This window comes from Pseudomonas pharyngis (assembly GCF_021602345.1).
GTDB classification, from domain to species: domain Bacteria; phylum Pseudomonadota; class Gammaproteobacteria; order Pseudomonadales; family Pseudomonadaceae; genus Aquipseudomonas; species Aquipseudomonas pharyngis.
The window spans coordinates 459,123-484,346 of record NZ_BQID01000003.1; the positions used below are offsets into that span (position 1 = coordinate 459,123).

General features: G+C 60.1%; 26 protein-coding genes. 17 read left to right on the top strand and 9 right to left on the bottom strand.

The window, feature by feature from the left end; all coding sequences use genetic code 11:
* The first annotated feature begins 28 nt into the window (after positions 1–28).
* Complete coding sequence (locus tag L6D74_RS08965) at positions 29–508, top strand: glycine zipper domain-containing protein (RefSeq protein WP_011331978.1); 480 nt, start codon at positions 29–31, stop codon at positions 506–508.
* 65 nt (positions 509–573) lie between these two features.
* Here L6D74_RS08965 and L6D74_RS08970 read toward each other — a convergent pair whose 3' ends face one another.
* The 3 genes from L6D74_RS08970 to L6D74_RS08980 all read right to left on the bottom strand — a co-directional run bounded on the left by L6D74_RS08970 (position 574) and on the right by L6D74_RS08980 (position 4,298).
* On the bottom strand, positions 574–1,005 hold the full coding sequence (locus L6D74_RS08970) for an acyl-CoA thioesterase (protein ID WP_039764604.1): 432 nt from the start codon (positions 1,003–1,005) through the stop codon (positions 574–576).
* A gap of 31 nt (positions 1,006–1,036) precedes the next feature.
* Positions 1,037–2,260: a 3-hydroxyacyl-CoA dehydrogenase gene (locus L6D74_RS08975; RefSeq protein ID WP_236188775.1), complete on the bottom strand. Its 1,224-nt coding sequence runs from the start codon at positions 2,258–2,260 to the stop codon at positions 1,037–1,039.
* Positions 2,261–2,369: 109 nt separating this feature from the next.
* Complete coding sequence (locus L6D74_RS08980) at positions 2,370–4,298, bottom strand: RecQ family ATP-dependent DNA helicase (protein ID WP_236188776.1); 1,929 nt, start codon at positions 4,296–4,298, stop codon at positions 2,370–2,372.
* A 234-nt stretch (positions 4,299–4,532) separates the two neighbouring features.
* Between L6D74_RS08980 and L6D74_RS29975 the strand changes: the two genes are divergently transcribed.
* Positions 4,533–4,667: a hypothetical protein gene (locus L6D74_RS29975; RefSeq protein ID WP_257784437.1), complete on the top strand. Its 135-nt coding sequence runs from the start codon at positions 4,533–4,535 to the stop codon at positions 4,665–4,667.
* A 17-nt stretch (positions 4,668–4,684) separates the two neighbouring features.
* Here the strand turns inward: L6D74_RS29975 and L6D74_RS08985 are convergent, their stop codons facing one another.
* Positions 4,685–5,188 (bottom strand): hypothetical protein, encoded by a 504-nt coding sequence (locus L6D74_RS08985; protein WP_064592749.1) that lies wholly within the window; start codon positions 5,186–5,188, stop codon positions 4,685–4,687.
* A 304-nt stretch (positions 5,189–5,492) separates the two neighbouring features.
* Between L6D74_RS08985 and L6D74_RS08990 the strand changes: the two genes are divergently transcribed.
* The 5 genes from L6D74_RS08990 (at position 5,493) to L6D74_RS09010 (ending at position 8,525) form a co-directional block, all read left to right on the top strand.
* Positions 5,493–5,774, top strand: coding sequence for a hypothetical protein (locus L6D74_RS08990; RefSeq protein ID WP_085647951.1), 282 nt, complete (start codon positions 5,493–5,495; stop codon positions 5,772–5,774).
* A gap of 102 nt (positions 5,775–5,876) precedes the next feature.
* Positions 5,877–7,004, top strand: coding sequence for a hypothetical protein (locus tag L6D74_RS08995; RefSeq protein ID WP_064592745.1), 1,128 nt, complete (start codon positions 5,877–5,879; stop codon positions 7,002–7,004).
* A 347-nt stretch (positions 7,005–7,351) separates the two neighbouring features.
* On the top strand, positions 7,352–7,651 hold the full coding sequence (locus L6D74_RS09000) for a hypothetical protein (protein WP_007952679.1): 300 nt from the start codon (positions 7,352–7,354) through the stop codon (positions 7,649–7,651).
* 158 nt (positions 7,652–7,809) lie between these two features.
* On the top strand, positions 7,810–8,253 hold the full coding sequence (locus L6D74_RS09005) for a hypothetical protein (protein WP_039764743.1): 444 nt from the start codon (positions 7,810–7,812) through the stop codon (positions 8,251–8,253).
* Positions 8,253–8,525, top strand: coding sequence for a type II toxin-antitoxin system RelE/ParE family toxin (locus L6D74_RS09010; RefSeq protein ID WP_236188777.1), 273 nt, complete (start codon positions 8,253–8,255; stop codon positions 8,523–8,525). Before L6D74_RS09005 ends, L6D74_RS09010 begins: the two co-directional genes overlap by 1 nt.
* Positions 8,526–8,698: 173 nt before the next feature.
* Here L6D74_RS09010 and L6D74_RS09015 read toward each other — a convergent pair whose 3' ends face one another.
* Complete coding sequence (locus L6D74_RS09015) at positions 8,699–10,240, bottom strand: phosphoenolpyruvate carboxykinase (protein ID WP_236188779.1); 1,542 nt, start codon at positions 10,238–10,240, stop codon at positions 8,699–8,701.
* Between the two features lie 181 nt (positions 10,241–10,421).
* Positions 10,422–11,324 (bottom strand): Hsp33 family molecular chaperone HslO, encoded by a 903-nt coding sequence (gene hslO, locus L6D74_RS09020; RefSeq protein ID WP_011331968.1) that lies wholly within the window; start codon positions 11,322–11,324, stop codon positions 10,422–10,424.
* 104 nt (positions 11,325–11,428) lie between these two features.
* Between hslO and L6D74_RS09025 the strand changes: the two genes are divergently transcribed.
* The gene (locus L6D74_RS09025) at positions 11,429–12,229 is read left to right on the top strand and encodes a phosphatase PAP2 family protein (RefSeq protein ID WP_236188786.1); all 801 of its coding nucleotides are present in this window, start codon (positions 11,429–11,431) and stop codon (positions 12,227–12,229) included.
* A 66-nt stretch (positions 12,230–12,295) separates the two neighbouring features.
* Here L6D74_RS09025 and L6D74_RS09030 read toward each other — a convergent pair whose 3' ends face one another.
* On the bottom strand, positions 12,296–12,703 hold the full coding sequence (locus L6D74_RS09030; RefSeq protein WP_011331966.1) for an RNA-binding S4 domain-containing protein: 408 nt from the start codon (positions 12,701–12,703) through the stop codon (positions 12,296–12,298).
* 116 nt (positions 12,704–12,819) lie between these two features.
* Here L6D74_RS09030 and rimA point away from each other — a divergent pair, with 116 nt between their 5' ends.
* The 3 genes from rimA to rimK are packed head-to-tail and all read left to right on the top strand — an operon-like array spanning position 12,820 to position 14,997.
* The gene (gene rimA / locus L6D74_RS09035) at positions 12,820–13,599 is read left to right on the top strand and encodes a S6 modification regulatory phosphodiesterase RimA (RefSeq protein ID WP_085611198.1); all 780 of its coding nucleotides are present in this window, start codon (positions 12,820–12,822) and stop codon (positions 13,597–13,599) included.
* Positions 13,600–13,615: 16 nt separating this feature from the next.
* On the top strand, positions 13,616–14,095 hold the full coding sequence (gene rimB, locus L6D74_RS09040) for a retropepsin-like aspartic endopeptidase RimB (protein ID WP_011331964.1): 480 nt from the start codon (positions 13,616–13,618) through the stop codon (positions 14,093–14,095).
* Positions 14,092–14,997, top strand: a complete 906-nt coding sequence (gene rimK, locus L6D74_RS09045) for a 30S ribosomal protein S6--L-glutamate ligase (RefSeq protein WP_007949201.1) — start codon at positions 14,092–14,094, stop codon at positions 14,995–14,997. Before rimB ends, rimK begins: the two co-directional genes overlap by 4 nt.
* Positions 14,998–15,080: 83 nt before the next feature.
* Here the strand turns inward: rimK and L6D74_RS09050 are convergent, their stop codons facing one another.
* Positions 15,081–16,394, bottom strand: a complete 1,314-nt coding sequence (locus tag L6D74_RS09050; RefSeq protein WP_039764576.1) for an ATP-binding protein — start codon at positions 16,392–16,394, stop codon at positions 15,081–15,083.
* A gap of 114 nt (positions 16,395–16,508) precedes the next feature.
* Positions 16,509–17,249: an osmolarity response regulator transcription factor OmpR gene (ompR, locus tag L6D74_RS09055; RefSeq protein ID WP_007952694.1), complete on the bottom strand. Its 741-nt coding sequence runs from the start codon at positions 17,247–17,249 to the stop codon at positions 16,509–16,511.
* A 360-nt stretch (positions 17,250–17,609) separates the two neighbouring features.
* Between ompR and L6D74_RS09060 the strand changes: the two genes are divergently transcribed.
* The 6 genes from L6D74_RS09060 (at position 17,610) to tauC (ending at position 25,204) form a co-directional block, all read left to right on the top strand.
* Positions 17,610–19,934, top strand: a complete 2,325-nt coding sequence (locus L6D74_RS09060; protein ID WP_236188788.1) for a Tex family protein — start codon at positions 17,610–17,612, stop codon at positions 19,932–19,934.
* On the top strand, positions 19,934–20,317 hold the full coding sequence (locus L6D74_RS09065; protein ID WP_085647944.1) for a PaaI family thioesterase: 384 nt from the start codon (positions 19,934–19,936) through the stop codon (positions 20,315–20,317). Before L6D74_RS09060 ends, L6D74_RS09065 begins: the two co-directional genes overlap by 1 nt.
* Before the next feature lie 317 nt (positions 20,318–20,634).
* Positions 20,635–22,218, top strand: a complete 1,584-nt coding sequence (gshA, locus tag L6D74_RS09070; protein WP_163973843.1) for a glutamate--cysteine ligase — start codon at positions 20,635–20,637, stop codon at positions 22,216–22,218.
* A 361-nt stretch (positions 22,219–22,579) separates the two neighbouring features.
* Positions 22,580–23,557 (top strand): taurine ABC transporter substrate-binding protein, encoded by a 978-nt coding sequence (gene tauA / locus L6D74_RS09075; protein WP_007952702.1) that lies wholly within the window; start codon positions 22,580–22,582, stop codon positions 23,555–23,557.
* A 16-nt stretch (positions 23,558–23,573) separates the two neighbouring features.
* Positions 23,574–24,368 carry a taurine ABC transporter ATP-binding subunit gene (tauB, locus tag L6D74_RS09080; protein WP_011331959.1) on the top strand — a complete coding sequence of 265 codons (795 nt, stop codon included), beginning with the start codon at positions 23,574–23,576 and terminating at the stop codon, positions 24,366–24,368.
* Positions 24,365–25,204: a taurine ABC transporter permease TauC gene (gene tauC, locus L6D74_RS09085; RefSeq protein WP_074689446.1), complete on the top strand. Its 840-nt coding sequence runs from the start codon at positions 24,365–24,367 to the stop codon at positions 25,202–25,204. The genes tauB and tauC overlap by 4 nt, the downstream gene beginning before the upstream one ends.
* Positions 25,205–25,224 lie beyond the last annotated feature (20 nt).

The window sequence follows — 25,224 nt, forward strand, 5'->3', positions numbered from 1 at the left end:
CGCGCCGTCATCCCTTTGAGGCTCCTCTATGAAGTTCTCCTCGATTCTCTTGTTGTCCCTTGGCCTGGTCAGTGGCTTCGCTTCTGCCGGAGGCACCACCGAAGCAGGTGTGGGCGGCGCATTGGGCGGGGTTCTTGGCTCGGTCGTCGGTCAATCGTTAGGCGGCAGTACAGGTTCAACCATCGGCGCAGCCCTGGGCGGCGCGGGTGGTAGTGCGGTGGGCGCCGACAAGCGCAGCCGTGGTGAAGCAGCCATTGGCGGTGCGCTGGGCGCAGCCGGCGGCAACGTGGTCGGCCGCAGCATGGGCGGCACCACCGGCAGCCTGATCGGCGCAGCAGCCGGCGGTGGCGCGGGTGGCGCGCTGGGCAACTACATGGGCAACAAGAGCGATGACGATGATCGTCATTACGATCGTCGCCATGATGATCGTCGCTACTACCGTGACCGTCACCCAGGTCGTGGCCATGCCTATGGCCATCGCAAGCATCACCGCTACTATCGCGACTGAGGCCTGGCCTCTTTAGCCGATACATCCAGATCGCAGCTCCCCCGGGCTGCGATTTTTTTTGCCTGTCACATCGCCAGGCGTTCCAGCGCTTCGCGCAATCGGGTTGGAATCGACACCGGCTGATTGGACGCCCGGTCGACAAACACATGCACGAAGCGCCCGGCGGCACAGGCCTCGTCTTCTTCGGCCTTGAACACCGCCAGTTCGTATTGCACCGAACTATTACCCAGCTTGCCAACCCGCAAGCCGATCTCGATTCGATCCGGAAAAGCGATCGAGGCGAAGTAGTCGCAGGACGAACTCACCACAAACCCCACCACCTCGCCGTCATGGATATCCAGCCCTCCGACCTGAATCAGATAGGTGTTCACGGCCGTGTCGAAGAAGCTGTAATAGGTGACGTTGTTGACGTGACCGTAGGCGTCGTTGTCATGCCAGCGCGTGGTGATCGGCTGGAAGTGCGGGTAATCGCTGCGTTGCGGCATCGGGTTGGACATCAGTGTCGATTCCTGGAGTGATCTGCTCAGTCTAAAGATAAAAACCCTTGCCGCGCGCCGCCAGCTCGCCAATCAATGGCGCCGGCCGCCAGTGATCACCCTGCCGGGTCTCCAGTGCCAGCAATCGCTTGTGAATGTCGGCCAGCCCCTGGTCATCCGCCCAGGCCATCGGCCCGCCTCTCTCTGCCGGGAAGCCGTAGCCATTCAGATAGACCTGATCGATGTCATGCGCCGACTCGGCAATCCCTTCCTGCAGGATCTTCGCGCCCTCGTTGACCAACGCCAGCAGGCACCGCTCAAGGATCTCCTCCGAGCCAATATCCCGGCGATGAAACCCCAGGCCTTCGCTGACGTTCAACACCAGCGCATCGACCTCGGGATCATGCTCGGCCTGTCGACTGCCCGGCTCGTAGTGGTAATAACCGTTGCCGGACTTCTGACCGAACCGACCCAACTCGCACAGACGGTTATCCACTTGAACCTCCGGTGCATCCTGCCCCTTGCCCGCCAGTTCACGGGCACGCCACTCGAGATCGATGCCGACCACGTCGTACATGCGAAACGGCCCCATGGCAAAACCGAAACTCTGCAACGCCGCATCGACCTGGTGTGGGTACGCCCCTTCAAGCAACATCTTGCGCGCTTCGAGCACATACGGATGCAGCATGCGGTTGCCGATAAAACCGTGGCAGTTGCCCGACACCACACTGACCTTGCCCATGCGCTTGCCCAGCTCCAGAGCGGCTTCAAGCACAGCCGGAGAAGTTTGTGCGCCACGGACTATTTCCAGCAACTTCATGATGTGCGCCGGGCTGAAGAAATGCAGGCCCAGCACTTGAGTCGGTCGCCGTGTCGCGGCGGCAATGGCGTCGATATCCAGCGCCGAAGTATTGCTCGCCAGCAGCGCCTCGGGTTTCAACACGCCATCGAGCTCGCGGAAGATCTTCTGCTTGAGCTCGAGGTTCTCGTACACCGCTTCGATCACCAGGTCGACGTTGCGGATTGCCACATAGTCCGCCGCCGCGCTGACACGGGCAATCCGCGCATCGGCTTCGGCCTGATCGATCCGCCCCTGTCGCACGTTGTGCGCGTAGGTCTCGGCCACGGTGGACAGCGCCTGCTCAAGCATCTGTGGATTGTTATCGACCCACTGCACTGACACGCCGGCGTTGGCCAGGCACATGACAATGCCGCGGCCCATGGTGCCGGCGCCGATCACGGCGGCCTGCTGAATAGCGAAGGATGTCTGGCTCATGTTGTTCTCTTGTTGGCGATCCGAAGACAGCCATCACCATAGTCAGCCACCGGGCATTTTTGAAGTTCATTGCCGTGATGATCGACATTCAGCAGATGGATTCGGAATCTCAAAGATGCGTCTGAGCCCAGGTCCGGACCTCGGCGTAGGGATATTCCTCCAGTGCCGCAAACCCGGAAATGGCCCGGGCCTTGAGCTTGGTAAACAACGGCACGCTAATTCCGCACAGAAAACGGGTCAACCGCTCCGCCGACGGAGCACTGCCGGTCAATTGTTGATGCCTGTGGATAAACTCCCCACATAACGCCGCAAAACTTTTATCCACAAGCGCCGGCAATTCCGGAGGCGCCGGGAGCCGGGCGATGTGCCCGTGACACACCGAGCAATGTCCGCACTGCTGCGGCGCATTGTGATCGCCAAAATATTCCGCCAGCCGATAGCCGAGACATCGCTCGGTGGCAAACAGCTCGAGCATGGCGTGAATCCGCGCCACTTCGGTTTGTTCATGGCGGGTGAAATAGTCATGCAGGTCAGCGCTCAGGGCCTGGCTGTCGAAATCGCCGCGCAGGACGTTGTAGACCTCGGTCATCTGCTTGCTCTCAAGCTCGACCCAGCCCTTCTCCTGAAAGTAATCCAGCGCTTTCACCACGCGGTTGCGCTCGGCGGAATACTGCTCGTACATCGCCTGGAAATTCACCGTGGCCCAGGTACGCGCGCGGCTTGAGGTCTGGATGATCGCGGCGACGAAATCCCTGCGTTCACCTTCAAAACGCTCGAGCAACGCCTCGGGCTCCAGCAGGTATTTGAAACGGTACTCGGCGTAGTACGCGTAGCGCGGGGCAATCAGTCCTCGCAGCTCCAACTGCACCAACAACGTCTTCAAAGGCAACGCGCGAATGTTGCTCTGATCCGCCAGCGGCCCGAGCAGAAACTCCCATTGGCCTACCGGCGCGGCGGCCTGCAGCTCGTCCAACACATGACGAATGCCCTCCTGTTCCGGCGTGTCGCCATACACGAAGTTTTCCAGCACGTTGAGGCTGTCGCGGTTGGCCAGTACCAGACAATCAGACGGTTGCCCGTCACGCCCGGCGCGGCCGATTTCCTGGCTGTAGTTTTCGATGGATTTGGGCAGGTCGAAATGCACCACGTTGCGGATGTCGCTCTTGTCGATGCCCATACCGAAGGCGATGGTGGCGACGATGCAATCGGACTGCCCGCCCATGAAGCGCTTCTGGATCGCGTCACGTTGCTCATGGGGCAAACCGGCGTGATAAGCCTCGGCCTGAATGCCATTGCGCTCCAGATGTTCAGCAATCTGCTCGGCGGTTTTCTGCAGGGTCACGTAGACGATGCTCGGCTGACCTGCGCGCTCGTTCATCCACTCCACCAGACGCCGGCGCTTGTCCTGCCCACGCACCGGCTCGACCAGCAGATTGAGGTTGGGCCGGTAGAAACCGGTGGTCACCACATCGTCTGCCGCGATGGCGAATTTCGCCTGCATGTCGTCGATGACCTTTGGCGTTGCGGTGGCGGTCAGCAGCAGGGTTTGCGGGATGTTGAACTGGCGCTGGTAGTCCGGCAGCTTGAGGTAGTCGGGGCGGAAGTTGTGGCCCCACTCGGAGATGCAGTGCGCCTCATCCACCACCAGCAGCGAGATCGGCACCTGCTGCAAAAAGTTGCGAAAGCGCTCGTTCTTCAAACGCTCCACGGAAATCATCAGGATCTTCAGTTCGCCCGAACGGGCGCGGGCCATCACATCGTTGGCGGCTTCGCGGCTCTGCGCCGAATCGATGCTGCCTGCGGATATCCCGTGCCGGCGCAAAAACTCGAGCTGATCCTGCATCAGCGCCAGCAACGGTGAGACCACCAGCGTCAGGTGCGGCAGCAAGAGTGCCGGGACCTGGTAACAAAGGGATTTGCCGGAGCCGGTGGGAAATATCGCGGCTGCCGAGCGCCCGGCGAGAACAGCGCTGATCGCGGCCTCCTGACCGGGTCGAAACTGTGGATAACCGAAAACCTGTTCCAGGGTGTTGTGCATTCGCTGTCACTCCGTTGACCGCTGTGATGCCAACAGCCTAGCGGGCGATCGCAGCGCGTCGAGAATAGGTCGGGGGTCAAATCGATACGGGATGATACAGCGTCGACGGCACGGTCAAGGGATCAAACAAATGAAACACTTTGTTCATCGCCGGGTGAAGCGATCCGAGGGTAATGTCCGTCACGCCTTGAGCCAGGACGGCCAATGCGCATGGATTTTTACCAAGGAGTGAACATGTCGAACAACTTGAAACTGCCCCTCGCCCTGATCTTTGCCTCCCTGCTGCTGGGAGGCTGCACCCCCTCTCCCGACGACTTTCCGCCGATCCTGGCCAGCGCCGTGACCGTCACCGCAGCGCCCTCGACTTAACCCCCGCAAGCGCTGTGTCAGGGCCGCAATACGGCTACCCGCAATTGCTCATCCAGTACCCGTTCATGCACATCGAGGCTCTGGCTCGCCCATCGTGCATGAGCCGGGCTGATATCGCCGGTGAAGGCTGCCGCCAGTTGACGCAAGTCGGCAACGCTGCGCACCCGGGGGCAAAATGCTTTCTCGTCGCAGTGAGTGCTGGCATTGCGGTAGGTGTTGAGCAAGCGATCCCACAGACCGTCGCGTACTTGTCTGATCGACTTGAGCTGCATTGGCTGCACGCCCAGTCGTTGCGTGAGTCCCGGTTCGTCCAGGGCTTCGCTCGCCAGCAGAGCCTTGCCGAAAACCAGCACTTCAGCACGGGCAGCTGTGTCGATGTCGGCCTGAGTGGCAAGCGCGTCGGGCCAACCGGTGCGCTCCAGGTTGGCAAGCAGCAACCCGTTGCCCGTGTCGGAGGCCAACGCCAAACGACAGCCACTCACCCACAGCAAAACGATCGAGGCCATTCGTAGCCACTGCATACCTAATTCCCTTTAAGCGTGTGTCGGACATTTGGAAACGACCTACGGATTCTGGCGCGCACCATACAGAGGTTTACTTTGAAACGCCTGATAATCACGTCGGAAAATTCGCCAATAAGGGTTTGGCTTTGAAAAACCGAAAAAACATGTAGGGCAAATGCCCATATCGTGGAAAAAACCCTTACGAAATCTGTCCATTGCGGCCGTCTTGTCCCACTCGACGGCGCCCTTCTATAGTGGCCGGCGCGACTGAAAACACTGTGTCGGCCCACCGAAGCGACTTCGTAAAGGACACGCCTCAATCATGAACATGTTCACACCGCTGAATACTCGTTTTCGCCCTCTCAAGACCTGCGACGGCGACAACCCGGTAATGGTCATCGACACCGCTGCAACAGCGGGTGACCTGCTCAATGCCGCCGATCAACGTCTGCGCGCGGCCAGCGATCTGCTGGAAACTCTTTACTGCTTGTGTTTCAAACAGGCCGATGTGAAAGACATTCCCAACATCGTCAATGCGCTTTATTTATTGACCCAAGACGGTTGTGACTTGTTGGAAGTTGCCAGACAACGAATAAACAACTAACGCCGCCAGCCACATTTACAAAGTTCGCAACAACCCTTCGCTTCCATTACTACAAAGTTTACAACTAGCCTGATTGCTCTTATATCAACCGAGAGCAACAACATGACTACGTTAACTATTTTCTTCTGCGGTACAGGTTCTACAAAGTTTGATAATGCACACGTTAACTATTGGAATGGGGAATTGGTCTCAACACTGGCCGCTCACCACACCGGGCGCGAGTTCGCCGACTGGATCGTGGTCGACGGCCCCGGCACCAGCAACCTGCAAGCCGATGAACTGTTCACCCAGTCGAAGGACTACGGCCTCAGTGGCACCTTGTTCGGCAAGGGCTGGGAGGAAAACGTCCAGCACGCGATGAACATCATCAAAGGCCAATGTGACTGGCAGCGCGAACAACTGACCGAAGCGGAATACAACCGCCTCAAAGCCGCCGGCATTCCGATTGAAGATGTAAAAGTCGAAGGTTCCTGGCTGTGGCGTAAATATAACTATGGCGATCGCAGCGTCACGCAACAGAAGTTACAGGAGCAAATTATCAAAACCTTTCGCAAGGACGGTGTTATTCCAACAAAAGTCAATCTGGTGGGCTGGAGCCGTGGCGGTATCAGTTGTCATATGCTGGCCAATGCCATGTTTAACGACAGTGCACTGAAAAACATTCCAGTGAATATCTTTGCCATCGACCCGGTGCCGGGCATCGGTAACTTTCAGGAACACCGGGTAAAGCTCAATAGCAACGTAAAAGAATATGTGGGTTTCTATGCGCGGGATGAGCGCTCCAAGGGTTTCAGTTGTGTCATTCCGCAAACCGCGACCGGCACCAAGACCAGCATCTTCCCCATGCCCGGCCGTCACGCCACCCTGGTCGGCAACGCCTCCGCCGACGGCAACAGTGGTCCAAAAGTGCTGGCCGAACCCGGCCTCATCGTCCGTCACTTTGCCGAGGTCTGCCTGAAACGCTGGGGCACCGTCCTCGACAAAAACCTCAACCTCAGCGACACCGATCTTCGCAACCACACCGCCGCCATCGTCAACGCGGCAGCGAAATACAAGGCCATGGAAAAGTGTTCCTACACCTGGTTCACCGAACTGGATCAAGGCGAACGCTACGTATCGCTGGGCAGCAAAGGCGTTCCGTTCTCGACGGTGAAAGGCGCGATCTACACCCCGGCGACCGGGCTGACGACGAGTGTGCTGGATGTTGAGGGGTATCGGGCTATTCGTTAAAAACCGTGATTGATCTGTAGGAACGGACTGCCGGAATATGCATCCCGTTCCTACACGTAGCGGCGCCTTGTCTTCTATCGGCGCCAGTGGGCCGAAACCTATAGTTGTGACTGTCGCTGCCAATTCAGCGACTCGGGCTTGGTCACCCGAATGGAACATGCATTCGCGTCCGCTGTATGCTGCCGGCACTCAATTGCCAGTAGCGTTATGGTGGCTGTGTTTGGGACGCTTCCGAGCGTGCCGGGTATGTGCATGATCCTCACCGGTTGACCAACCCGAACACAGTCGCCTCCAGTCGCTTGGTCACGATGTGGTGGCTTCATTCGAAGCAATTGAGGATCTAAAAAATGAAATCATGGAACGAGCTCCACTCCGATCGCTACCGCCCACTCGACTCCAACCTCACCGACACCAAGCCCCTGGTCATCGACACCGAAGCCAACCCGCAAGACATCCTCGAATGCGCCGTCCAGCGCCTGCGCGCCTCAAGCGACCTGCTGCAAACCCTCTACTGCCTCTGCTTCAAACACGCCGACGTCGAAGACATCCCGCACATCACCCACGCGCTCTACCTTCTCACCAAAGACGGCTATGACCTGCTCCAGGTCGCCCAGCAGCGAATGCTCAACTGGAAAGCGCCGGCCTGACGGACTCCTCGGGCAGGCGTGTTCATGGCTAGAACTGCCTGCCTCTATCTCGAACACTGACGCTGACATCTCCGGCGCAAAACTTAAGGATCAGAATTTTGCAAACTATTATTGATTGCGTACGATGGGAGCCATTGTTCAACCAAGGGCTTGCCTTCATGACCACTGAAACCATTGATCACAGCACTCTCACGCGGCTGTTTGAGAACGGTTCGATCAGTAGCGCACATATCGTCGCCAAACCGGGTGGCTGGTCGATTCAGATTCAGCAAGGAAGCAAAGAATACTCACTGACCGCACAACGCAGTGGCCAGGTACGTCTGTTCAAGCGGCTTGAAACACTGGTGACCTACCTGCAAGGAGTGGGCATCAATCACTTCGATGTGGACGCCTCCAGTTATGACCCTCTTCAGATAAAAACCTATGCCCGCCCTGATCGCGCCGAAGCGATGAAACAAGCTCATGAAGCAGCTGCGTATGAAGAATGGGTCAAGCAACAGGTACAAATAAGCATTGATGACCCAAGACCCAGCGTCAGCGATGAAGACGCTCGCAGGATATTTGCCGCCAAACGGGATGCCCTTCGTCAGCGAGCACGTTGATGAGGTTGGTCTGGCGCCAAGAAGCGCTGGATGACCGAGACAACATCATGGAGCGTATCGGCCAGGAAAATCCCGCTGCAGCGATTGAACTTGATGAGGCTTTCGAACTGAAAGGAGAAAGCGCTCGGCAGCACCCAGCCCTGTACCGAAAAGGTATCGCGGGAGATACCCGCGAAATCGTCGTCACTCCAAACTACGTCATCATCTACACAGTCAAAGTTGATGTTGTGGAAGTGCTACGAGTGCTGCATACCAGACGGCAATGGCCATGATGGCTGGAGGGAAAATGCTTAGGAGTTCACGGCTCCTTAAGTAGCATTATTCTGGCTGTTTAACGCGGATTCTGCGGGAATAATGGCAGTTGATCTGACAATGAAGTCCAACCCATCACCCACAAAAAAGCCGCCCTCAAGAGGCGGCTTTCTCATTCGCTACAAACCCAGTCTTACAACTTAGGCCCGGCAGCCTTGATCGCATCGCTCACTTCGAACTTCTTGAAGTTCTCGATGAACAGACCGGCCAGGGCTTTGGCAGCTTCGTCGTACGCAGCCTTGTCAGCCCAGGTGTTGCGTGGGTTGAGCAGGTTGGTTTCGACGCCCGGTACGGCCAGTGGCACGTCCAGGTTGATGGTGTCCAGGTGCTCGGTGGCTGCACCGATCAGCGCGCCGCTCTGGATCGCTGCGATCACCGCGCGGGTGGTCGGGATGTTGAAGCGTTTGCCGGCGCCGTAGCCACCGCCAGTCCAGCCGGTGTTGACCAGGTAGACCTTGGAGCCGAAGCCGCGGATGCGCTTGATCAGCAGTTCAGCGTATTCCCCAGCCGGACGCGGGAAGAACGGTGCGCCGAAGCAGGTGGAGAAGGTCGACTTGATTCCGCTGCCCGAACCCATTTCAGTCGAGCCCACCAGTGCGGTGTAGCCGGACAGGAAGTGGTAGGCCGCTTGTTCTTCGTTGAGGATCGACACTGGCGGCAGGACGCCGGTCAGGTCGCAGGTCAGGAAGATCACAGCGTTCGGCTCGCCGCCTAGGTTCTTCTCGGAACGCTTGGCAACGTGCTCCAGCGGGTAGGCCGCGCGGCTGTTCTGGGTCAGGCTGACATCGGCGTAGTCGGCGTGCTTGGCATCGTCGATCACGACGTTTTCCAGCACTGCGCCGTGCTTGATGGCTTTCCAGATGACCGGCTCGTTCTTCTCGGACAAGTCGATGCACTTGGCGTAGCAACCGCCTTCGATGTTGAAGACAACGCCTTCGCCCCAGCCGTGTTCGTCGTCACCGATCAGGTAACGGCTTTCGTCGGCGGACAGGGTGGTCTTGCCGGTGCCCGACAGACCGAAGAACAGGGTCACGTCGCCTTCTTCGCCGATGTTGGCAGCGCAGTGCATCGGCAGCACGTCAGCGGCCGGCAGCAGGAAGTTCTGCACGGAGAACATGGCTTTCTTCATTTCACCGGCGTAGCGCATGCCGGCGATCAGCACTTTCTTCTGGGCGAAGTTGATGATCACGCAACCATCGGAGTTGGTGCCGTCACGCTCAGGCACGCACTCGAAGTTGGCGACGTTCAGCACTTGCCACTCTTCGCGACCGGCCGGGTTGTACTGGGCCGGGTTGATGAACAGGCAACGACCGAACAGGTTCTGCCAGGCAGTCTGGGTGGTCATCTTCACGGCCAGGTAGTGATCTTCGGCCGCGCCTACATGCACGTGGGAAACGAAATGCTCTTGCGCGTTGTTGAATGCTTCAACACGAGCCCACAGCGCGTCGAACTTGTCGGCCGGGAACTTGCGGTTGATCGGGCCCCAGGCGATGGCAGCCTGGGTGGAAGGCTCTTCAACGATGAAACGGTCGACTGGCGAACGTCCGGTGCGATGACCGGTGCGAACAACCAGAGCGCCGGTATCGGCAAGCTCGCCTTCACCGCGGTTCAGGGCTTCTTTTACCAGATCATCAACACTCAGATCGGTGTACACGGCGTTATTGGCTTGCGTCATGAGGTTCCCCGTCGGCCAGTGGCCGAGTGTGCTCCAAACGTTTTGTAGTAGAAAGTCGTGCACTACTACCGCGAAAAAAGTGGGCCGGATTATGCCAGAAAAGCCCAAAAAGAGTAGGGCCCTCCCGTCGTAACGGCGTAATTCCGTCGTTGAGCAGTGAATTTACCTGCGCTGAACCGTTTTAGTGCCGGGTATCTGACGGCGTCTCGACGCCCGCGCCAGCGAACAATTGAGCGATATCCGCCGCGTCGAACAGGTAGCGCTGGTTGCAGAACTGGCAATCGATCTCGACCTGGCCACCTTGCTCGGCCACCAGTGCCTGCGCATCTTCCAGACCCAGACTGACCAGTGCATTACCCGAACGCTCTCGGGAGCAGCTGCAGTGAAAGCGCAGTTTTTGCACATCGAACAGACGAACCTGCTCTTCATGGTAGAGGCGATGCAGGACCGTTTCGTTGTCCAGGCTCAACAGTTCATCAGCGGTCAGGGTATTGCCCAGCGCGGTGATGTGCTGCCAGCTGGCGGCGCGTTCTTCTTCGTCTTTCAGGCGATCGGCCGGCAACTGTTGCAGCAGCAGACCACGGGCACGGCGGCCGTCGGCACAGAGCTTGAAGCGGGTGCCGACCTGCTGGGACATGACGAAATAGTTGGTGAAGCAGTCGGACAGGGTTTCGCCGTCGAGGTCGACGATGCCCTGGTAACGCTGGCCGGCGATCGGGTCGACGGTCAAGGCAAGGACACCGTTCGGCATCAGGTCGCCGAGGGTTGCGTCGGCCGGGATCTGCTCGGCGTGGTAGCGCGCCAGGCCACGAATCTCGCGCTCGCTGGAGCACTCGATCATCAGCAGCGGGATCGGGCCTTCGGAGCGGGCCTGCAGAATCAGCAAGCCATCGAATTTCAAGGTGCCCACCAGCAACGAGGCGGCCGCCATCAGTTCACCCAGCAATTGCGCAACCGGTTCCGGGTACGGGTGCTTGGCGAGCACTTCGGCGTAGCTGCGCTCCAGCGACACCAGTTCGCCGCGTGTGTCGCTGTCATCGAAGATGAAGCGTTGGGTGTAATCGGTATCGAGGAAATCGGTCATAGGTCTGGGTATCTGAATGTGATGACAAAATGGTTACAAAGAATGAAAATCCCGCGCTTCTGGCATCCTTTTTGATGCCGATGTTCAGCCACGGGAGGCATTTTATGAACAATCCGGGTTTGTTCCAATCAAGGTGGAACCTCGGCCGGCTGGTTCTGTGCAACGTTGTGCCATTGGCACTGCTGGCTTTCTGGTTATGGCCTACAGGTCAGATGCTGTGTGTGATTTTCGACGAGTGGCTGTTCCGCTCACTCAATGCACCGCTGGCCAGCAACCCCATATGGCTCCACATCTGGGCAATTGCAAGTCTGCGACCGTTCGACATTGTCGTCGGCGTGATTCTGCTGATGCTGCTGATCAAGGGCGACTGGGTGTTCAGGGCGATTGACGTGCGCCGCGCCTTTTTCGGTTTTTTCTCGATCCTGCTGCTGATGGTGGTGATCCGCGCGCTGTTTTCCAAGTTCTCCGATCACATGGGCTGGCAGCACAGCAGCCCGTCGATGGTGCTCGAAGGTGCCGTGCATATCAGCGATTACTTCCCGCATCTGGAGAAGACCTGGGAGCTGAAGGATCGCTCGAGCCAGAGTTTCCCCGGTGACCACGCCTCGGTGCTGCTGATCTGGGCGCTGTTCATGGGCGTGTTCAGTCGCACGGTCGGCCAGTTCCTGGTGATCTGGGGTCTGGCGCTGCTGTTCATGTTGCCGCGTCTGGTCGCCGGTGCTCATTGGGGCCAGGACGATTACATCGGCGGCATGCTGCTGGCGGTGTGGGCACTGGGCTGGGGTTACTACACGCCGTTTGCTTATCACGCGGCGAACTTCTGGTTGAAGGTCACGGCACCGGTCTTCCGGCTGCTGGGCAAGCTGCCGGTGGTTTCGCGGATGAGTGTAGTGTCCGCGCAGTAATCAACGGTTACTGAAAAAAACGCAGCCGGCGGCGGGTCTTGAACCCAGGCCGGCAGGCTGCGTTTTTTATTCGCCGCTACTGTTCCCACGAAATTTAAACAGATCCCGACGCTGCTTCTTGCTCGGTTTACCGTCGGTGGTGACACCCAGAGCGCCCGCCTTGCGCATCGCCGCAGCCGCTTCACGCTTGGCAATGCTGGCCTCGGTCTCGGCATACAGCGTCTGCGCCTCAGGTGCGCCGCGACGCACGATCGACAGGGCCTGAACCACAACGGTCTTTTCGTCGAAGCCGGCGCGAATCTCGAATTCATCGCCAATGCGTGGTTCTTTGCCAGGCTTGCAGCGCTCTCCCCGACAATGCACCTTGCCACTCTCGATGGCGGCTTTGGCCAAGGCGCGAGTCTTGAAAAAACGCGCGGCCCACAGCCACTTATCGAGACGAACCTTGTCGTCCTCTTCGCTTTTTTGTGCCATATGAATTCCTCGTTCAGCCAGTAGTCGGAACTGTACTACCGATTCTGTCGGGCGCAAGAACTCGGCCCTCCAGATAAACTGTGATCTTCGCCGGTTCAACGGCATGGAGTGATCGAGTGACCAAATTTCCGTCTTCATTGACCTCGCCCAAATCCGGGTGCCTGGGCTGCCAGCAAAGTGAGCCGCTGGGCTTCGACTTTTCCTTCGCGTATCAGCCCATCGTGGATCTGCGTGACAAGTCGGTGTACGCCTACGAGGCACTGGTCCGTGGTGTGGCCGGTGAAGGCGCATTAACCGTGCTGGATCAGGTTACAGAAGATAACCGCTACCGTTTCGACCAGCTCTGCCGGACTCGCGCCATCGAAGGCGCGGCCGAGCTTAATATGCAGACACACTTGTCGATCAACTTCATGCCCAACGCCGTCTATCGTCCAGAGTTGTGCATTCGCAGCACCCTGGAGGCCGCCAGGAAACACAATTTCCCGATCGACCGGCTGATTTTCGAAACACTGGAAAGCGAGCATGTAGATAACTATCGCCATTTGACCAATATTCTGCGTGAATACCGCGAATTCGGCTTCAAGACGGCCATCGACGATTTCGGTGCCGGCTATTCGGGGCTCAATCTGCTGGCCGATTTCCAACCGGACCTGATCAAACTCGATATGGCGCTGATTCGCGATATCGACCATGACCGTGTTCGTCAGGCTATCGTTCGGGGGATTGTCACAATCTGTGCGGAGTTGGACGTTACAGTCATCGCCGAAGGCATCGAGAGCGCTGGTGAGCGGGATTTCCTGGCGGACTGCGGAATATTTCTGATGCAGGGTTACTGGTTCGCCAGGCCCGCATTCAAAGCGTTGGCCCAGGTATCCCCTGAAGCGTGGACGCGTTAATTGTTGGTTTTTTCCATTGAAGACATTTGACCATTTGACCGTTATCGGTTTGCGCGAGTGGGTGGCGCTTCCGGATCTGGGAGTCGCCGGCCTTCGGGCAAAAATCGACACCGGCGCCAGCACCTCCAGCCTGCATGCCACCGACATCGAGCCGTTCGAGCGCGACGGCGAGAAGTGGGTGCGCTTCACCGCGCACCTGGGCACCGTCGTGCAGCTGCGCCATCGACGCTGCGAAGCGCCGCTGGTCGCCCGCAAGACCATCAAGAGTTCGAATGGCCAGGCCCAGGTGCGCTACGTGATCAGCACCACCCTGGCCCTGGGTGATCGGGTCTGGCCGATCGAGTTCACCCTCGCCTGCCGCAAGTCCATGCGCTATCGCCTGCTGCTAGGTTCCAAAGCCCTGATCGACGGCCAGCTGGTGGTCAATCCGGGCATCAAATATGTACAAGACAAGCCGGTGTTCCCGGTATCTACCTCCTCCACAGGTGTTGCATGAAGATCGCTGTGCTGTCGCGGAACCCGCGTCTGTATTCCACCCGCCGTCTGGTCGAAGCCGGAACCGAGCGCGGGCATGAAATGGTGGTGATCGACACCTTGCGCGCCTACATGAACATTGCCAGCCACAAGCCGCAGATCCACTACCGCGGCAAGCCGCTGGAGGGTTTTGACGCAGTGATCCCGCGGATCGGCGCGTCGGTGACGTTTTATGGCTGCGCGGTGTTGCGTCAGTTCGAAATGATGGGGGTGTTTCCGCTCAACGAATCGGTGGCCATCGCCCGCTCGCGAGACAAGCTGCGTTCGCTGCAGTTGCTGTCGCGCCGGGGCATCGGTTTGCCAGTGACCGGCTTCGCCCACTCGCCGGACGACATTCCCGATCTGATCGACATGGTCAACGGCGCGCCGCTGGTGATCAAAGTGCTCGAAGGCACCCAGGGCATCGGCGTGGTGCTGTGCGAAACCGCAACGGCTGCGGAGTCGGTGATCGAGGCGTTCATGGGCCTGAAGCAGAACATCATGGTGCAGGAATACATCAAGGAGGCCGGCGGCGCCGACATACGCTGCTTCGTGGTCGGCGACAAGGTGATCGCGGCCATGAAGCGTCAGGCCAAGCCCGGCGAGTTCCGCTCCAACCTGCACCGTGGCGGCAGTGCCAGCCTGATCAAGATCACTCCGGAAGAACGCATGACTGCGTTGCGCGCCGCCAAGGTCATGGGTCTGGCGGTAGCGGGTGTGGATATCCTGCGCTCCAACCACGGGCCGCTGGTGATGGAGGTGAACTCGTCACCTGGCCTGGAAGGAATCGAAACCACCACGGGCAAGAACGTGGCGGGGATCATCATCGAACACCTTGAGAAGAATGGCGGGCCGAACATGACCCGCACAAAAGGCAAGGGATAGGGGCACTGGGGAGCGGCGAGCTACGAGCTGAAAGCGGCGAGTGAAAGCAGCTTTGGCTTGTAGCTTGCCGCTTGTAGCTGCCGTTAAACGGCATCTCTTGGCAGCATCAATCCCAGCGGCAATCGAACCCGCGCCTCCAGCCCGCCACCGGAGCGGTTGCGCAGTTCAACATTGCCGCCGTGCATCGAAGCAATCCGCTTGACGATCGCCAGCCCCAGGCCGGTACCTTTTCCGCCCCGCGCCCGATCACCTCGGGTGAACGGGTTGAAAATCGCCTCAAGTTCCGACGGGGCGATTCCCGCCCCACGGTCCATTACGCTCAGCACCACGTACGGCGCACTCGTGTCCCCGGATACATAGGCCGCGACGTCCACGCTCCCTCCGGCATGATTCAACGCGTTGCCAATCAGGTTGTTCAGCAAACGCTTCATCGACACCCGCCGCAACGGGAACGGCTGGATCGGCTCCAGGCGCAGGCGCACTTTCTCTTCACTCTGGTTGTACGGTGCCGCGACTTCACGCACCAGATCACTGAGATCCACTTCCTCCACCGACTCGTCCCGACCATCACGAATGAACGCGAGGAACTGGTCGAGGATGGCGTCCATGTCTTCGATGTCGCGCACCATATCGTTGGTCAGATCCGTGCGGTCCCCCATCAACTCCAGCGACAGCCGCAAACGGGTCAGCGGCGTACGCAAGTCATGCGAGACCCCCGCCAGCATCAGCTCACGCTCGCGACCGGCCTGCTCGACGTCTTCGGCCATCTGGTTGAAGGCGCGATAAACCTCGGCCATTTCGCTGGGGGTGTCACTGATCGGCAGGCGTACGCTGCGGCCCTGGCCGAGTTGCCGGGCGGCATAGACCAGACGTTTCAATGGCTGATTGAGCTGGCTGACGAAAATCCAGGCAGATGCCGTGGACAGCAACCCGATGGCCAGGAACCAGCCGAGTACGTTCCAGATTTTCTGGCCGCGCAACGGGTGCGGGTACAACGGCACTTTCAGCCAGCCATCACCGAGGCTAGGTGCGCGCACCCACAACGCTGGCGGCGAATGCATGCGCAAGCGCACTTCGGTGTCGGCGCCCAGCTCCGCCTGCATCTGCCGCTGGTAGATTTCACTGTACGGCCAGTGCTGTTCGCCTTCCGGCACACCGGCGCCGACCACCCGGATCAAGGTCGCGGCATCGGCGATTTTCGCGCGGTTTTCTTCGTCGGCGGCCCAGTAGGCACGCAGCGTCAGGGCGACGCCGTGGCTGTATTGGCGATCCACCAGCACGTCCTCGTTCATCAACAGATAAACCAGGGTCAATGCCTTGGAAAACAATACGACGATGAGCACCAGCCACAGGGTGCGGGAGAAGAAACTTTGGGGGAACCAGACGGGGGTTTTCATGGATAACCGCTACACACTTGCAGGAGCGAGCAATGCTCGCATATTGCGGATTGCGAGTCTGCGTGGACGGCGTTTCCGACCGTTCCCCGCAGACTCGCTCCTACAAATCACCCATCACTTGGTGGAGTTGCCATCCGGCACGAACACGTAGCCGACACCCCAGACGGTCTGGATGTAGCGCGGCTTGGACGGATCGGGTTCGATCATCCGGCGCAGGCGGGAAATCTGCACGTCGATGGAACGCTCCAGGGCATCCCACTCCCGGCCACGGGCCAGGTTCATCAACTTGTCGCGGGTCAGCGGCTGACGGGCATTCATCACCAGGGCCTTGAGCACCGCAAACTCACCGGTGGTGAGCATGTGCACTTCGTCGCCGCGTTTGAGTTCGCGGGTGGCCAGGGACAGCACGTAGTCGCCGAACGTGACGTTTTCTTCTTCACTGCCCGGCGCGCCCGGCACCGGTGCGGCCTGACGGCGCAACACGGCCTTGACGCGGGCCATCAGCTCGTCCGGGTTGAACGGTTTGGCCAGGTAGTCGTCGGCCCCCAGTTCCAGGCCCTTGATACGACTCAGCTCGTCGCCCTTGGCGGTGAGCATGATGATCGGAATCTGATTGTTCGCGCCACGCAGGCGGCGGCAAGCAGTCAGGCCGTCTTCGCCGGGCAGCATCAAGTCGAGGACGACCAGGTTGAACACTTCACGCGACAGCAGACGATCCATCTGCTCGGTGTTCGGCACGGCGCGGGCACGGTAGCCCTTGCTGACGAAAAAGCGTTCCAGCAGGCTGCTCAGCCCCGGATCGTCGTCAACGATGAGAATTTTTTCGCCTTCAGCAGTTTGTGCAGTGCTGCTCATTGGATGCTCCTTTTAGCTCGGCGCGCATTATGGCGTAGCTGCCGTTATACGCACCGTGTGCATTGTTAGCAGATTTTTCCTTCACTGCCAGAAAACCGGGGCTTGTGCCTACAGACTGTGTCGCCCCCGAATGACAGAACGCTGGTTATAATGCGCGGCCTTTTGTGTCAGGCAACGTCTGAATCGTTACCGCAGGTGGCCGTCCCTTATTTTCATGGGCGCCGCAGTAATTGTTCGATTTCACGGGTCAATGGGATGCCTTTTGACCCAGGCAGCGGCCAGCATCAAGCCGCCCCACCAGACTCCGGGCCTTCATTTACGCGCCTGCGAGCCTGCTTTCACAATTTGTCAGGTGGTTTTATGGACAGCATCAACAGCCGCATCGCCGAGGAACTCGGCGTACGCCCACAACAGGTCGAAGCGGCCGTCGCGCTACTCGATGAAGGCTCTACCGTTCCCTTCATCGCCCGTTACCGGAAAGAAGTGACCGGCAGCCTCGATGACACCCAACTGCGTCATCTGGAAGAGCGTCTGCGCTACCTGCGAGAACTCGACGAACGGCGCATCAGCATTCTTTCCAGCATCCAGGAGCAGGGCAAACTCACCCCTGAGCTGGAGCGCGAAATCAAACTCGCCGACACCAAGACCCGCCTCGAAGACTTGTACCTGCCGTACAAGCAGAAGCGCCGCACCAAGGGCCAGATCGCCCTGGAAGCCGGCCTCGGCGAACTGGCCGACGGTCTGTTCAACGACCCGTCGCTGACCCCGGAAGCCGAAGCCGCACGCTTCATCGACGCCGAAAAAGGCGTGGCCGACGCCAAGGCAGCACTGGAAGGCGCCAAGTACATCCTCATGGAGCGCTTCGCCGAAGACGCCAACCTGCTGGAAAAACTGCGCACCTACCTGAAGCAGGAAGCCACTCTCAGTGCCCGCGTAATCGCCGGCAAGGAAGAGGAAGGCGCGAAGTTCCGTGATTACTTCGAACACGACGAACCGCTGAAAAGCATGCCGTCGCACCGCGCGCTGGCGATTTTCCGTGGCCGCAACGAAGGCATTCTCAGCTCTGCACTGAAAGTCGGCGAAGAACTGCCGGGCACCCTGCACCCATGCGAGGGCATGATCGGTCAGCACGTCGGCATCCAGAACCAGAACCGCCCGGCCGACAAATGGCTGAGCGAAGTGGTGCGCTGGACCTGGAAGGTCAAGCTCTACACCCACCTGGAAACCGACCTGCTGGGCGAGCTGCGCGACGGCGCCGAAACCGAAGCGATCAACGTGTTCGCTCACAACCTGCACGACCTGCTGCTGGCCGCCCCGGCCGGCCCGCGCGCCACCCTGGGCCTCGACCCGGGCCTGCGTACCGGCTGCAAGGTCGCGGTGGTCGACTCCACCGGCAAACTGCTGGATCACGCCACGGTTTACCCGCACGTGCCGCACAACAAATGGGATCAGACCATCGCCATCCTGGCCGCCCTGTGCGCCAAGCACTCGGTCGACCTGATCGCCATCGGCAACGGCACCGCCAGCCGTGAGACCGACAAGCTGGCCATCGAACTGATCAAAAAATATCCAGCAATGAAAATGACCAAGGTCATGGTGTCCGAAGCCGGTGCATCGGTGTACTCGGCCTCGGAACTGGCAGCCAAGGAATTCCCGGATCTGGACGTGTCGATCCGTGGCGCGGTCTCGATCGCCCGTCGTCTGCAGGATCCACTGGCCGAACTGGTGAAGATCGACCCGAAATCCATCGGTGTCGGTCAGTACCAGCACGACGTGTCGCAGCTGAAACTGGCGCGCGGTCTGGACGCCGTGGTCGAGGACTGCGTGAACGCCGTGGGCGTGGACGTGAATACCGCCTCCGTGGCACTGCTGGCGCGGATCTCCGGCCTCAACGCGACTCTGGCGCAGAACATCGTGGCCCACCGTGACGAGCACGGCGCGTTCAAGACCCGCGCGGCGCTGAAGAAAGTCGCGCGTCTGGGCGAGAAAACCTTCGAACAGGCCGCCGGCTTCCTGCGCGTGATGAATGGCGACAACCCGCTGGATTCCTCGGCCGTTCACCCGGAAGCCTATCCGCTGGTGCAGCGCATCGCCGCTGAAACCGACCGTGACATCCGCTCGCTGATCGGCGATGCGGCGTTCCTCAAGCGTCTGGATCCGAAGAAATTCACCGACGAGACTTTCGGTCTGCCAACCGTCACCGACATCCTGCAAGAGCTGGAAAAACCGGGCCGCGACCCGCGTCCGGAGTTCAAGACCGCCGAGTTCCAGGAAGGCGTCGAGGACCTGAAGGACCTGCAACTGGGAATGATCCTCGAAGGCGTGGTGACCAACGTGACCGCGTTCGGTGCGTTCGTCGACATCGGCGTGCATCAGGACGGTCTGGTGCACATTTCGGCGCTGTCGGAGAAATTCATCAAGGATCCGCGCGAAGCGGTGAAGGCCGGTGACGTGGTGAAGGTGAAGGTCATGGAAGTCGACATCCCGCGCAAACGCGTCGGCCTGTCGATGCGCATGAGCGACACCCCGGGCGAGAAGATCGACGGTGCCCGTGGCTCGCGTCCGGGCTCGGCGCCACGCCAGTCGCAAGGTTCGGCGCCGCGCAAGGAAACCACCCCGGCGGCTCCGGCGAACAACGCCATGGCGTCGCTGTTCGCCAACGCCAAGCAGTTGAAGAAACGCTGATGGAGATTCCGGCCGGGCTCGTCGAGAGCGCGTTTTTCAAGCTGTTGGGCTGCCGCCTGCACAGCCTGGAAACCGGGGTGGCGCAAGTCGCCCTGGCGCTGGAACCCGAACTGCGCAATCGCGGCGGCAAGCTGCACGGCGGCGCGCTGTTCAGTCTGGTCGATATCGCCATGGGGCTGGCCTGCTCCAGCACCCACGGCTTCGACCAGCAGAGCGCGACCATCGAGTGCAAGATCAACTACATCCGCGCCGTCTCTGATGGCGAGGTGCTGTGCACGGCGCGGGTGATCCACCCGGGCCGGCGCACGCTGGTGGTCGAAGCCGACGTGATGCAGGGCGACAAACTGGTCGCAAAAGCGCAAGGCACGTTCGCTGTCCTGTAGATGTTGTTCATCATTTTGAGTTAATTTCGGCGCTGTGATCGCAGCGTCGAGCGTTTCTGGGGGAGCGGGCTTGCCCGCGAAGAGGGAGTGTCAGGCAGCATCAGTTCGCCTGACACGACGCCTTCGCGGGCAAGCCCGCTCCCACAGGAACCGCGTAATCTTCGCGTGCATCGGCCAGATTCAGGGAGTGAAGTTGGCGTTTCAACGGGGGCTTCAGAGCCCGACAAACCAGGCGAAAACGCCAGTTTCAACTTCACCCTTGTAGACCGTCCTGCCCACCCCCATATTGGGGCGACTGACGCGTGAAGGAATCCAAATTGAGCGAACTTCTCAACCGCCGCCTGGCTCTGCTCGGCGAGCGCGCTAACCTCTCTCTGCTTGAGCAGTGCCTTCACGGTATCGAACGTGAATGCCTGCGGGTGACCGGCGAAGGCCGCCTGGCCCAGACGCCGCACCCTGAAGCCCTGGGTTCCGCGCTGACCAACGAACAGATCACCACCGACTATTCCGAGTCGCTGCTGGAGTTCATCACGCCCGCCCTGCCGGACCCGGCCGATACCCTGGCCAGCCTGGACAAGATTCATCGCTTCGCCTACAGCAAGCTCGGCAACGAGTACCTGTGGAGTCCATCGATGCCGTGCCCGTTGCCGGCCGAGGAAGACATCCCGATCGCCTATTACGGCACCTCCAACATCGGTCAGCTCAAGTACGTCTACCGCAAGGGCCTGGCCCTGCGTTACGGCAAGACCATGCAGTGCATCGCCGGGATCCACTACAACTTCTCCCTGCCGGAAAAGCTCTGGCCGTTGCTGAAAGAAGCCGAAGGCTTCGTTGGCACTGACCGGGATTTCCAGTCGTCGTCCTATATCGCGCTGATCCGTAACTTCCGCCGCTACAGCTGGCTGCTGATGTACCTGTTCGGCGCTTCGCCGGCGCTGGACGCCGGTTTCCTGCGCGGTCGTTCGCACCAGTTGGAACAGCTGGATCCGGACACCCTGTACCTGCCCTACGCCACCAGCCTGCGCATGAGCGACCTCGGTTACCAGAGCAACGCCCAGGCGGGCCTGACCCCGTGCTACAACGACCTGGCGAGCTACACCGACAGCCTGCGCCAAGCGGTGGCCACGCCGTACGCGCCGTACGTTGAAATCGGTACGCACCAGAATGGCGAGTGGGTGCAACTGAACACCAACATCCTGCAGATCGAAAACGAGTACTACTCGAACATCCGCCCGAAACGCGTGACCTACACCGGCGAGCGGCCGATCCAGGCCTTGATGGCCCGTGGCATCCAGTATGTCGAAGTGCGCTGCCTGGACATCAACCCGTTCCTGCCGATGGGCATCGACCTCACCGAGTCGCGCTTCCTCGACGCATTCCTGCTGTACTGCGCGCTGAACGAAAGCCCGCTGCTGACCAACAACTCCTGCGGCAACGCCACCTCCAACTTCCTCAGCGTGGTCAAGGAAGGTCGCCGTCCGGGCCTGCAATTGCAGCGCGATGGCCAACCGGTCGAGCTGAAGGAATGGGCTGCCGAACTGCTGGAAAAAATCGCTCCGCTGGCGGCATTGCTGGATCAAAGCCATGGCGGCGATGCCCATAGCAAGGCGCTCGATGCGCAGCTGGCGAAGGTCAAGGATTCATCCCTGACGCCTTCGGCCCAGGTGCTGGCGGCAATGGCCGCGCACAAGGAAAGCTTCGCGCAATTCTCCCTGCGCCAGAGCCAGGCTCACGCCGAGTTCTTCCGCAGCGAGCCGTTGGCGGCTGACGAGCAAGCGAAGTTCGAAGAACTGGCGCGGTCTTCGCTGGCGCAACAGGCGGAGCTGGAGCAGAACGAGGTGGGCGATTTCGACGTATTTGTCGGGTCGTATCAGGCGAGCATTCTGGCGATCAGTAACTGATTGATCGGCGTTGGATCGCAGCCCCCTCACCCTAACCCTCCCGAAACGTCGGACCGCCCAGAGGGAGAGGGGACTGACCGCAGTGTTTATCAGAGCTACGTCGACGTGAAATACCGAGTCGAACTCAGGATCTGAAAAGCCCGCGATCAGCTCCCTCTCCCCCTCGCCCCCCTGGGGGAGAGGGTTGGGGTGAGGGGGAAAAAATCTCAAGCCATACCCAAAACTCAAACGCCCCCAACACCAGCGAGCCTTAGATTTTTCCGCTCATAAGCTCATTCTAAAAAGTTATTTATTTTTAGATTCTTAGATCATTTAGTCTCCTTTCACGCCGACGCTCGGTCGCCTGATATGGAGCTCTTGAATGAAACTGAATTTCCCGCTTCGCCTGCTGGCCGTGGCCTCTCTGGCTGCTGCGAGTTTTCTGGCTCAGGCCGCCGACCTCACCGTCGCCTACCAGACCACCGTTGACCCGGCGAAAGTCGCCCAGGCCGACGGCGCCTATGAAAAAGCCACCAAGGCCGACATCAACTGGCGCAAATTCGATAACGGTGCCGACATCATTGCCGCCATCGCCTCCGGTGACGTGCAGATCGGCTACCTCGGTTCCAGCCCGCTGACCGCTGCGATCACCCGCAAAGTCCCGGTGGAAACCTTCCTCATCGCCACCCAGATCGGCGCCGCCGAAGCACTGGTCGCCCGTGACGGCTCCGGCATCAAGACCCCGCAGGATCTGGTCGGCAAGAAAATCGCCGTGCCGTTCGTGTCCACCGGTCACTACAGCCTGCTGGCCGCGCTGAAGCACTGGAACATCGATCCTTCGAAAGTCACCGTGCTCAACCTCGCCCCGCCGGCAATCATTGCCGCGTGGAAACGCGGTGACATCGACGCCACCTACGTTTGGGATCCGGCGCTGGGTGTGGCCAAGGAAAACGGCAAAGTGCTGATCACTTCCGGTGAACTGGCCAAGTTCGGCGCGCCGACCTTCGACGCCTGGATCGTGCGCAAGGACTTCGCCGAGAAGCACCCGGAAATCGTCACCGCCTTCGCCAAGGTCACCCTCGACGCCTACGCCGATTACCGCAAGGATCCGAAAGCCTGGCTGGCCAATCAGAGCAACGTCGACAAGCTGGTGAAACTGTCCGGCGCCAAAGCCAGCGACATCCCATTGCTGCTGCAAGGCAACGTCTACCCGCTGGCGGCGGATCAGGTCAGTGACCTCGGCGCACCGACCACCAAAGCCATCACCGACACCGCTGCGTTCCTCAAGGAGCAAGGCAAGGTCGAAGCGGTACTGCCGGACTACGCGCCGTACGTCAGCGCCAAGTACATCACCAACTGATCGGGAGTTAATTGCGATGGCCTTGCTACAGCTGGAGCGCATCAGCGCACAGTATCCCGGCAGCCCGGAACCGGTACTGTCCGACATTTCCCTGACCCTCGGCCCGCAGCAATTGCTGGTGGCCCTCGGCCCGTCCGGCAGTGGCAAGACTTCGCTGTTGAACCTGATTGCCGGTTTCGTCGAACCGAGCGCCGGCCGTATCACCCTCGACAATGTGCCGGTCAAAGGCCCGAGCGCTGAGCGCGGCGTGGTGTTCCAGGACGACGCCCTGCTGCCCTGGCAGGACGTGCTGGCCAACGTGGCTTTCGGTCTGGAACTGGCCGGTGTGGCCAAGGACAAACGCGAACAGCGCGCCCGGGAAATGCTCGCGCTGGTCGACCTTTCCGGTTTTGAACATCGTCGCATCTGGCAGCTGTCCGGCGGCCAGAAACAGCGTGTTGGCCTGGCCCGCGCTCTCGCGGCCGACCCACGTGTATTGCTGATGGACGAGCCCTTCGGCGCCCTCGACGCCTTCACCCGTGAACAGATGCAGGAGCTGTTGCTGCAAGTCTGGCAACGTACCGCCAAACCGGTATTCCTGATTACCCACGACATTGAAGAAGCAGTGTTCCTCGCCACTGACCTGATTCTGCTGGCGCCGAATCCGGGGCAGATCGTCGAGCGTCTGCACCTGGATTTCGGCCAGCGCTACGCCGCCGGCGAATCGGCGCGGGCGATCAAGTCCGATCCGCGCTTCATCGAAACCCGCGAACACGTGCTGGCCAAAGTGTTCTCGCAACGCAGCGCCGTTCAGCGGCAGGAGCGCGCATGAGCAGTTACGACGTTTCCGCCACCGCCGTGAAACCCGCCGCCACGTCAGTGGCGACTCCCGTGCGCCGCCGTCTCAGCACCCGCTGGATCAGCCTGCTGACCTTGTTCGCCTTGCTGGTGATCTGGTGGGCCGTCACGGCTACCGGCCTGATCGAACCGCTGTTCCTGCCACCACCGTCCGCCGTGCTGCAAAAAGGCTGGTTGCTGGCGACTACGGGCTACATGGATTCGACGTTGTGGCAGCACCTGGGCGCGAGCCTCAGCCGAATCGGCCTGGGCCTGGGTTTTGCGATTCTGACCGCGGTGCCGGTGGGCATCGCCATCGGCGCCAACCGCATCGCCCGTGGCGTGCTCGATCCGCTGATCGAGTTCTATCGCCCGATTCCGCCACTGGCCTATTTGCCGCTGATCGTGATCTGGTGCGGCATCGGCGAGTTGTCGAAAGTGCTGCTGATCTACCTGGCGATTTTCGCTCCGATCGCGATTGCCACCGCGACCGGCGTGCGCACCGTCGACCCGGCCAAATTGCGCGCCGCGCAGTCGCTGGGTGCCACCCGCGCGCAACTGATCCGCCACGTGATTTTGCCAAGCGCCCTGCCGGACATTCTGACCGGTGTGCGCATTGGTCTGGGTGTCGGCTGGTCGACTTTGGTCGCTGCCGAATTGATCGCGGCCACCAGCGGCCTGGGCTTCATGGTGCAGTCGGCTGCGCAGTTCCTGGTCACCGATGTGGTGGTGCTGGGGATTCTGGTCATCGCCCTGATCGCCTTCGCGATGGAAATGGGCCTGCGCGCCCTGCAACGCAAACTGGTGCCGTGGCACGGCCAGGCCCACTGATTTTTCAGCACTGACTACCC

What these genes read in the sequence shown, in the direction of transcription:
- L6D74_RS08965 (WP_011331978.1), top strand. Translation starts at nt 29, where the DNA reads ATGAAGTTCTCCTCGATTCTCTTGTTGTCCCTTGGCCTGGTCAGTGGC.
- L6D74_RS08970 (WP_039764604.1), bottom strand. Translation starts at nt 1,005, where the DNA reads ATGTCCAACCCGATGCCGCAACGCAGCGATTACCCGCACTTCCAGCCG.
- L6D74_RS08975 (WP_236188775.1), bottom strand. Translation starts at nt 2,260, where the DNA reads ATGAGCCAGACATCCTTCGCTATTCAGCAGGCCGCCGTGATCGGCGCC.
- L6D74_RS08980 (WP_236188776.1), bottom strand. Translation starts at nt 4,298, where the DNA reads ATGCACAACACCCTGGAACAGGTTTTCGGTTATCCACAGTTTCGACCC.
- L6D74_RS29975 (WP_257784437.1), top strand. Translation starts at nt 4,533, where the DNA reads ATGTCGAACAACTTGAAACTGCCCCTCGCCCTGATCTTTGCCTCCCTG.
- L6D74_RS08985 (WP_064592749.1), bottom strand. Translation starts at nt 5,188, where the DNA reads ATGCAGTGGCTACGAATGGCCTCGATCGTTTTGCTGTGGGTGAGTGGC.
- L6D74_RS08990 (WP_085647951.1), top strand. Translation starts at nt 5,493, where the DNA reads ATGAACATGTTCACACCGCTGAATACTCGTTTTCGCCCTCTCAAGACC.
- L6D74_RS08995 (WP_064592745.1), top strand. Translation starts at nt 5,877, where the DNA reads ATGACTACGTTAACTATTTTCTTCTGCGGTACAGGTTCTACAAAGTTT.
- L6D74_RS09000 (WP_007952679.1), top strand. Translation starts at nt 7,352, where the DNA reads ATGAAATCATGGAACGAGCTCCACTCCGATCGCTACCGCCCACTCGAC.
- L6D74_RS09005 (WP_039764743.1), top strand. Translation starts at nt 7,810, where the DNA reads ATGACCACTGAAACCATTGATCACAGCACTCTCACGCGGCTGTTTGAG.
- L6D74_RS09010 (WP_236188777.1), top strand. Translation starts at nt 8,253, where the DNA reads ATGAGGTTGGTCTGGCGCCAAGAAGCGCTGGATGACCGAGACAACATC.
- L6D74_RS09015 (WP_236188779.1), bottom strand. Translation starts at nt 10,240, where the DNA reads ATGACGCAAGCCAATAACGCCGTGTACACCGATCTGAGTGTTGATGAT.
- hslO (WP_011331968.1), bottom strand. Translation starts at nt 11,324, where the DNA reads ATGACCGATTTCCTCGATACCGATTACACCCAACGCTTCATCTTCGAT.
- L6D74_RS09025 (WP_236188786.1), top strand. Translation starts at nt 11,429, where the DNA reads ATGAACAATCCGGGTTTGTTCCAATCAAGGTGGAACCTCGGCCGGCTG.
- L6D74_RS09030 (WP_011331966.1), bottom strand. Translation starts at nt 12,703, where the DNA reads ATGGCACAAAAAAGCGAAGAGGACGACAAGGTTCGTCTCGATAAGTGG.
- rimK (WP_007949201.1), top strand. Translation starts at nt 14,092, where the DNA reads ATGAAGATCGCTGTGCTGTCGCGGAACCCGCGTCTGTATTCCACCCGC.
- L6D74_RS09050 (WP_039764576.1), bottom strand. Translation starts at nt 16,394, where the DNA reads ATGAAAACCCCCGTCTGGTTCCCCCAAAGTTTCTTCTCCCGCACCCTG.
- ompR (WP_007952694.1), bottom strand. Translation starts at nt 17,249, where the DNA reads ATGAGCAGCACTGCACAAACTGCTGAAGGCGAAAAAATTCTCATCGTT.
- L6D74_RS09060 (WP_236188788.1), top strand. Translation starts at nt 17,610, where the DNA reads ATGGACAGCATCAACAGCCGCATCGCCGAGGAACTCGGCGTACGCCCA.
- L6D74_RS09065 (WP_085647944.1), top strand. Translation starts at nt 19,934, where the DNA reads ATGGAGATTCCGGCCGGGCTCGTCGAGAGCGCGTTTTTCAAGCTGTTG.
- tauA (WP_007952702.1), top strand. Translation starts at nt 22,580, where the DNA reads ATGAAACTGAATTTCCCGCTTCGCCTGCTGGCCGTGGCCTCTCTGGCT.
- tauB (WP_011331959.1), top strand. Translation starts at nt 23,574, where the DNA reads ATGGCCTTGCTACAGCTGGAGCGCATCAGCGCACAGTATCCCGGCAGC.
- tauC (WP_074689446.1), top strand. Translation starts at nt 24,365, where the DNA reads ATGAGCAGTTACGACGTTTCCGCCACCGCCGTGAAACCCGCCGCCACG.